The sequence below is a fragment of the Variovorax sp. KBW07 genome, from assembly GCF_003852515.1.
Taxonomy (GTDB): Bacteria; Pseudomonadota; Gammaproteobacteria; order Burkholderiales; family Burkholderiaceae_C; genus Variovorax.
The window spans coordinates 60,912-67,526 of sequence record NZ_QAJK01000008.1; the positions used below are offsets into that span (position 1 = coordinate 60,912).

Genomic DNA, 6,615 nt, shown 5'->3' on the forward strand with positions numbered 1-6,615 from the left:
CACGCTCAGGCCAGCAGGCTCACGTGGGCAGCGACCACGCGCCAGCCTTCCGGGGTGCGCATCCAGGTCTGGCTCTGGCGGCCGGTGCGGCTGGCGCCTTCGCGCCGGAACTCGCAGTTGGCGGTGGCGAAGTCGCGGCCGTAGGTGGTGATGACGGTGCGAACCAGCTCGCGCGCCAGCCCTTGCGATGGCCGGCCTGCGCGAAAGGCCTGGATTGCGTCGTAGCCGTAGAGGTTCTCGGTGGCCCCGTAGCGCAGCGTGGCGGGGTTGCGCCAGAACAGTTCGTCGAGCACCTCGACCTTGTTGTTCACGAGAGCGTCTTCGTAGCGCGCGAAGGCCGCTTCGACTTCCGCGTGCACGTCGGGCAGGTTGATCTCGGGGGTCATGCCGGCTTTCCCCCAGGGAGCGAGGCAACCGGTGCCTGCACCACGCCCGCGGCTTCGAGCGCCGCGGCCACGCGCAGCACGAGGTCTTCGCGCCACGGCGCGCCGATGACCTGCACGCCGATGGGCAAGCGTGCGTGCGCACCCCACACCGGCACGGCACACACCGGCAGGCCGATGCACGAGATCGGCTGGGTCAGCAGCCCCATGTTGGGCCGCACCGGCAGGCGCTGGCCGTTGATCTCGAAAGTCTCCGCGCCGATCGGGGTCGCCGCGCCGGGGGTGGCCGCGGCCAGCAATATGTCGCAGTGTTCGAAGACGCGCGCCACGGCCTCGGCGTAGGCGCGTCGAACGCGCTGGGCGCGCGCCACCCAGGCGGCCGGCAGCAAGGCGCCGGCAAGAAAGCGGTCGCGCGACAACGGCTCGAAGTCGTGCGCACGACGCCGCAGGTCGTCCAGGTGAAGCGCGGCGCCTTCGGCATTGGTGATCAGGAAGGCGGCGGCGCGGCCAGCCTCGACCATCGGCAGTTCGATGCTGGTGGCGCGCGCACCGAGCGCATCGGCCACGCGGTCGACCGCCGCGAGCGCCTCGGGCATGGCGCGCTCGCGAAAGTAGCCGCCCAGCACGCCGATGCGCAGGCCACGCACACCGTGCGCCAGCCCGGCCGACACGGCCTCGACCGCGCGCTGCGCACAGCCCGGGTCGCGCGGGCCCGAAGCGTCTTCGGGGCCCTGCATCGCGTCGTAGGCCAGCGCCAGGTCGCGCGCCGAACGGGCGAACGGACCGAGATGGTCGAGGCTGGAAACGAAGGGGTAGCTGCCGGTGCGCGGCAGCCGACCGAAGGTGGGCTTGAAGCCGAACACGCCGCACAGCGAGGCGGGTACGCGGATGGAGCCGTTGGTGTCCGAGCCGAGCGCCAACGGCACCTGCCCCGCCGCCACGGCCGCCCCCGAACCGCCCGAAGAGCCGCCCGCGATGCGGCTCGTGTCGTGCGGGTTGCGCGTGGCGCCGACGTGGCTGTTTTCGGTGGTGAAGCCGTAGGCGTACTCGTCCATGTTGAGTGCGCCCACCAGCACGGCGCCCGCGCGCTCCAGCCGCCGCACCAGCACGCCATCGGCGCGTGCCGGTGTGCTGTCGCACTCGATCTTCGAACCCGCGAGCGTCGGCAGGCCGGCGATGTCGAACAGGTTCTTCACCGCGAACGGCACGCCGAGCAACGGCAGCTCGCGGGTGCGTTCGCCATGTGTGGAAACCAGCGATGCGTCGATCTGGCCGGCGCGGCGCAGCGCGCGTTCCGCCAGCACGCCGGTGAACGCGTTGACGTGCGGATCGGTCGCGGCGATGCGGGCCAGGCTGGCCTGTACCAGCGCGGTGGCGCTGACGGCCTTGCCGCGGACCGCATCCGCCATGGCCCATGCATCCTCGGCGAGGAGTAGCCCGGCGGTCATGCCTCTTTCTCCGAAGGCGCGACCGGCGAGAAGTGCACCGCGGATTCGGCATGCATCGGGAGAGGCACCGCCTCCACCACGGCCGCGAATTCGGCCGCGAGCGCGAAGTAGCGAAGCACGCCGGGCCGATGGGCCGGCGACAGCGGCAGGCCCAGTGCCGCCGCCACGGCATCGACGTGGTTTTCGACCTGTCGGGGTGTCATGGCCCTGCCCTCCTAGCGGCGCACTTCGCGCTGGAAGATGTCGAGGCTGAGCTTCTTCATCGCGACGAAGCTCTCGCTGCTCAGCGTCTCGACCGTGCGCGGCCGCGCATCGCCGTAGCGAAGAATCTCGGCCACCCTGGTCGGCCGCTTGGTCAGCAACAGCACCTCGTCGGCGAGGTAGACGGCCTCTTCGAGGTCGTGCGACACCAGCAGCATGGTGGTGCCGGTCTGCATGAACACCTCCTGCAGCTTCTCGCGGATGAAGAGCGTCATCTCGAGGTCGAGCGCGGAGAAAGGCTCGTCGAGAAACAGCACCTCGGGGTTGGGTGCGAGCGCCCGCATGATCGAAGCGGTCTGCTGCTGCCCGCCCGACAGCTCGTACGGAAAGCGCTTGAGGTCGAACTTGACGTCGAACGACGCCACCAGTTCTTCCATGCGCCGGTCGACCTCGGCCTTGCTTCGGCCTTCCAGCTTCAGCGGATACGCGATGTTGTCGATGGTCCGCATCCACGGGAACATCGCCTCGCGGTAGTTCTGGAACACGTAGCCGATCTTGGTGTCCTTGCGCTGCTTGCCGTCGAACAGGATCTCGCCCGAATCGATGGGAACCAGCCCCGCGATCATGTTGATCAGCGTGGACTTGCCGCAGCCGTTGGGCCCGAACACCGAGACGATCTTGTGTTTCGGGATGTCGAGGTCGAAGTTCTCGTACAGCGGCCAGCCCGCGAAGTACTTGGTCAGCCCGCGAATGGTGATGTGCGTGCCGGCCGGGCCGGGCTTGAAGACCGGCTTGGGCACGTCGGCATACACCGGGCCGTTGATGACGATGTCGGGCGTGACTTTCATCTTCCGCTCCAGTGCACGATGCGGCGCTCGGCGACGAGAAAGAGAACGTTGAGCGCGTAGCCCAGCGCACCGGCCGCAAGGATGGCCGCGTACATGCTCTTCACGTTGAGCACCTGCTGCGCATCGATGATGCGATGGCCCAGGCCCGTGTCGGAGCCGATGAACATCTCGGCCACGATGACGATCACCAGCGCCATCGACACCGCCGAGCGCAGGCCGACGAAGGTGGGCTGCAGGCTTTCCCAGATCAGCACGTCCTTGAAGACCTGCCAGCGCGAAGCGCCCATGACGCGCGCGGCCATCACGCGTTGCTTGCGGGCATTCATGACGCCGTAGGCGCTGTTGAACACCACGATCAGCAGTGCCCCGAAAGCGGCGATGGCCACCTTGTTGACATCGGACACACCGAAGACCAGCAGGAACAATGGAATCAGCGCGGACGACGGTGTCGAGCGGAAGAAGTCGATCAGGAACTCCACGCTGCGGTAGGCCTTCTCGTTGCTGCCGAGCAGCACGCCCAGCGGCACGCCGACCACCGCCGCGATCAGGAAGGCTTGCAGGGTGCGCCACACGGTCATCGCGAAATCGGTGAGCAGCGGACCGCCCGCGAGCCCCGTGATCAGCGCCGCAATGGTGTCGGCGGGCGTGGGCAACAGGATCGGCTTGATGAAGCCGAGCCGCACCACCAGGTCCCACACGATGAACAGCGCCACGGGGCCGATGAAGGGCAGCAGGCGGTCGCTCAATGGCGGCTTGGGAGCCGCAACCGCGGTGCCGGCAGGCGGGGTCCATCGTCCGGCAGGAGCGGTGGCCGCGGTCGTGTGTGTGTCGGCCATGGTCACGCCTTGTAGAGAAGGCCGTCCACCAGCACCTTCTTTTCGAAGATGCCTTTCTCGGTGAACAGGTCGTAGAACTTCTGGAAGTACGCGACGTCGCTCGGCTTGAACTCGTTGTGGAGCATGTACGACGCGAGCGGCACCTCGGCCGTGAGCTTGCCTTCGATGGCGGTGTAGCCCTTCATGTGCTGGCGCGCGTCGTCGGGCTTGCTGCGCACCAGCTCCACGCCGCGCGCGTAGGCGGCGATGTACTTCTTCGCGACCTCGGGGTTCTTCTTGATGAACTCGGTGGTGAGGCTGGCCGCACCGCCGTGCCACGGCGCCATCGGGTCGCCGAGGATGTACCTGGCCACCACGCCGGCCTCGATCACGCGGGTGGTGCCGTTCATGCGGCCGACCGTGCCGGTGGGCTCCAGCGTGTAGCAGGCGTCGACCTGGCCCGCCACCAACGCGGCCACGTGCTGGCCGATGGGCAGCTCGCTCACGGTCGCGCCCTTGGCGCCCGCGCGTTCGAGCATGGTCTTGCACAGCGTGACGTTCTGGATGCCGGGGCCGGAGGCCACCTTCTTGCCTGCCAGTTCGGCCATGGTCTTGATGGGGCTGTCCTTGGCGACGATGAACTCGTCGAGCACGAATTTCGCGTTGCTCGGGTTGGTGCAGAAGATCTTGAACAGGCCCGGCTGCGCGATCTCGCCGATGGCGAGATTGGCGGAGCCGGTGCCGTTGGCGCTGCCGTCGCAGCGGCCCGCGAGCATGGCCTCCATGACCTGTTGCGCGCCGGCGAACTTGAGCGGCTCCACATCGAGCCCCGCTTCCTTGAAGTAGCCGCGATCGACCGCCGCGAAGAACGGCAAGCCCGCGGCCACGGGCCAGAAGCCGATGCGCAGCTTGGGCGCGGCCTGCGCGCGCACCACGGCCGGTGCGGCCAGCACGGCGAGTCCGGCTGCGCCGGCTTGCAGCAACTGGCGGCGCGATGCGAACGATTTTTCTGGGGTGGTCATCGAAACTCCTGGATCAATGGGAATGGGGGGCAGCGGTGCGGCTTGCGATGTAGGCGCGCCAGCCGCCGTGGTGGGTCACGTCCTGCGCGCCGGCCAGTGCATGGCCTTCGCAGATGAAGCCCTTGGCCCAGCTGCCGTCTGCCAGCTCGACGCTGCCCAGGCCGAGCGGCGGCGGAATCAGCGCCAGGAAGCTGCCGACCTGCGCCAGCGGCAGGGCCCAGACTTCGACGTCGATGGCGGCACCGCCGGCTTCTTCGCTGCGCTGCAGGCCCGGCTTGGGCGGCGTGGTGCCGGGCAACGCGTAGAGGCGATAGGCGGCCGCCGTCGTCGTCGCACGCAGCAACGTGGCGCCGCGCTCGGTGAGCTGGCCATTGAGCGGCATGCCCGAGAGGTGCGCGCCGACCACCACGATGGGCAGCGTGCCGGCGCCCGGCGCGGCCAGGCCGGGCACCGGACGCGGTGCGGGCAGCGGCAGCCCCGTCGCGCCCTGCGCAAGGCCGGTGGCGTGGTGATAGCGCTGGCCCAGTTCGGCCAGTGCGAGGTCGCTGCCGCACGGGCCGATCAGGGTGATGCCGAAGGGCAGGCCGTCCGCGCGCAGGCTGCTCGGCACCGACAGCGCGGCGTAGTCGAGCAGGTTGACGAAGTTGGTGTACGCGCCGAGGTTGCGGTTGCACACGACCGGGTCGGCACGCATCTGCTCGCGGCTGTAGTGCGTGGGCGCGGTGGGCACCAGCAGCACATCGATGCCGCGCCACATCGGCGCGACCTGCTGCGCAATGGCGCGCAGGCGTGTTTGCGCATCGAACACATCGGCCGCTGTGTAGTTGCGGCCGCTTGCAAGAATGCTGCGCACCGGCTCGATCACCTCGTCGCCGTGGGCGTCGAAGAACGCATGCACCGCGGCGTAGCGTTCGGCGACCAGCGCGCTCTCATAGAGCAGCGCGGCGGCTTCGGCCAGCGGCGCATAGGGAATGCTGACGGGCGAACCGCCCAGCGCCACCAGCTTCTCCTGTGCTTCGGCAAAGGCCTGTTCGGCGGCGCTGTCGCCAAAGAAATTCAACGTGTCGGGCACGCCAAAGCGGAAGCGCGCGGGCATCGGTTCGCGGCGCAGGGCCAGGTCGCGCGAGTACGGATCGCGCGCGTCGTGGCCGGCCGTAGCCAGCAGCACGTCGACCGCCAGCGCCACGGTGCGCGCGAAGATCGACACGCAGTCCGCGCTTTGCGCCGCCGGCACCACGCCGAAGGTGCTCAGCAGTCCACGCGAGGGCTTGAGGCCGACGATGTTGTTGAGCCCCGCAGGCACGCGGCCGGAGCCGGCGGTGTCGGTGCCGAGGGCGAAGTCGACTTCACCGGCCGCCACCGCATAGGCCGAGCCCGAACTGGAGCCGCCGGAGACATACCGCGCGTCGAAGGCGTTGGGCACTTCGCCATAGGGAGAGCGGGTGCCGTTGAGGCCGCAGGCGAACTGGTCGAGGTTGGTCTTGCCGACGAGCGATGCACCGGCATCGAGCAGGCGCTGCACCACGGCCGCATGGACGCTGGGCGAGCGCTCGAAGGCCGGGCAGGCGGCAGTGGTGGGCACGCCGGCCACGTCGATGTTGTCCTTGACGGCGAAGCGCAGGCCGGCAAGCGGGAGCACCGCACCGAGCGCTTCGTTGTCTTGCGCACCCCGCACGGGGGTCGCGAATTTCGCGATCCAGGCGGCGGCGGGCGATCCGTTTTCTACATGCACCATCTTCAGGCATCCAAACTTGTGTACAAGTCGAGATGCAAGTGGCGTGCCAACGGATTCGGGGCTTTGGGCTTGTCCCCTCTCCCTCTGGGAGAGGGCTAGGGTGAGGGCTGCAGCGTTCGATCAAGCGCCTCGCTGCTGTTCATGGCGACGCCCACGCCGACGG

At 68.9% G+C, this 6,615-nt stretch carries 7 protein-coding genes; all 7 read right to left on the bottom strand.

Annotated features, from left to right (window positions below; genetic code table 11):
* Positions 1-5: 5 nt before the first annotated feature.
* From hpxZ to atzF, 7 genes are read right to left on the bottom strand one after another with little or no spacing between them, the layout of a single operon-like run.
* A complete protein-coding gene (hpxZ, locus tag DBV14_RS01865) occupies positions 6-386 on the bottom strand; it encodes an oxalurate catabolism protein HpxZ (RefSeq protein WP_124457496.1) in 381 nt (126 codons plus the stop codon).
* Complete coding sequence (locus tag DBV14_RS01870; RefSeq protein WP_124457497.1) at positions 383-1,831, bottom strand: AtzE family amidohydrolase; 1,449 nt, start codon at positions 1,829-1,831, stop codon at positions 383-385. The genes hpxZ and DBV14_RS01870 overlap by 4 nt, the downstream gene beginning before the upstream one ends.
* Positions 1,828-2,034 (bottom strand): DUF4089 domain-containing protein, encoded by a 207-nt coding sequence (locus tag DBV14_RS01875; RefSeq protein WP_124457498.1) that lies wholly within the window; start codon positions 2,032-2,034, stop codon positions 1,828-1,830. Before DBV14_RS01875 ends, DBV14_RS01870 begins: the two co-directional genes overlap by 4 nt.
* 12 nt (positions 2,035-2,046) lie before the next feature.
* Positions 2,047-2,880, bottom strand: coding sequence for an ABC transporter ATP-binding protein (locus DBV14_RS01880; RefSeq protein ID WP_124457499.1), 834 nt, complete (start codon positions 2,878-2,880; stop codon positions 2,047-2,049).
* A complete protein-coding gene (locus tag DBV14_RS01885; protein WP_124457500.1) occupies positions 2,877-3,716 on the bottom strand; it encodes an ABC transporter permease in 840 nt (279 codons plus the stop codon). Before DBV14_RS01885 ends, DBV14_RS01880 begins: the two co-directional genes overlap by 4 nt.
* 2 nt (positions 3,717-3,718) lie before the next feature.
* Positions 3,719-4,717, bottom strand: a complete 999-nt coding sequence (locus DBV14_RS01890; protein WP_124457501.1) for an ABC transporter substrate-binding protein — start codon at positions 4,715-4,717, stop codon at positions 3,719-3,721.
* Between the two features lie 13 nt (positions 4,718-4,730).
* Positions 4,731-6,452 (bottom strand): allophanate hydrolase, encoded by a 1,722-nt coding sequence (gene atzF / locus DBV14_RS01895; protein WP_124457502.1) that lies wholly within the window; start codon positions 6,450-6,452, stop codon positions 4,731-4,733.
* Positions 6,453-6,615 lie beyond the last annotated feature (163 nt).

What these genes read in the sequence shown, in the direction of transcription:
- DBV14_RS01890 (WP_124457501.1), bottom strand. Translation starts at nt 4,717, where the DNA reads ATGACCACCCCAGAAAAATCGTTCGCATCGCGCCGCCAGTTGCTGCAA.
- hpxZ (WP_124457496.1), bottom strand. Translation starts at nt 386, where the DNA reads ATGACCCCCGAGATCAACCTGCCCGACGTGCACGCGGAAGTCGAAGCG.
- DBV14_RS01875 (WP_124457498.1), bottom strand. Translation starts at nt 2,034, where the DNA reads ATGACACCCCGACAGGTCGAAAACCACGTCGATGCCGTGGCGGCGGCA.
- DBV14_RS01880 (WP_124457499.1), bottom strand. Translation starts at nt 2,880, where the DNA reads ATGAAAGTCACGCCCGACATCGTCATCAACGGCCCGGTGTATGCCGAC.
- DBV14_RS01870 (WP_124457497.1), bottom strand. Translation starts at nt 1,831, where the DNA reads ATGACCGCCGGGCTACTCCTCGCCGAGGATGCATGGGCCATGGCGGAT.
- atzF (WP_124457502.1), bottom strand. Translation starts at nt 6,452, where the DNA reads ATGGTGCATGTAGAAAACGGATCGCCCGCCGCCGCCTGGATCGCGAAA.
- DBV14_RS01885 (WP_124457500.1), bottom strand. Translation starts at nt 3,716, where the DNA reads ATGGCCGACACACACACGACCGCGGCCACCGCTCCTGCCGGACGATGG.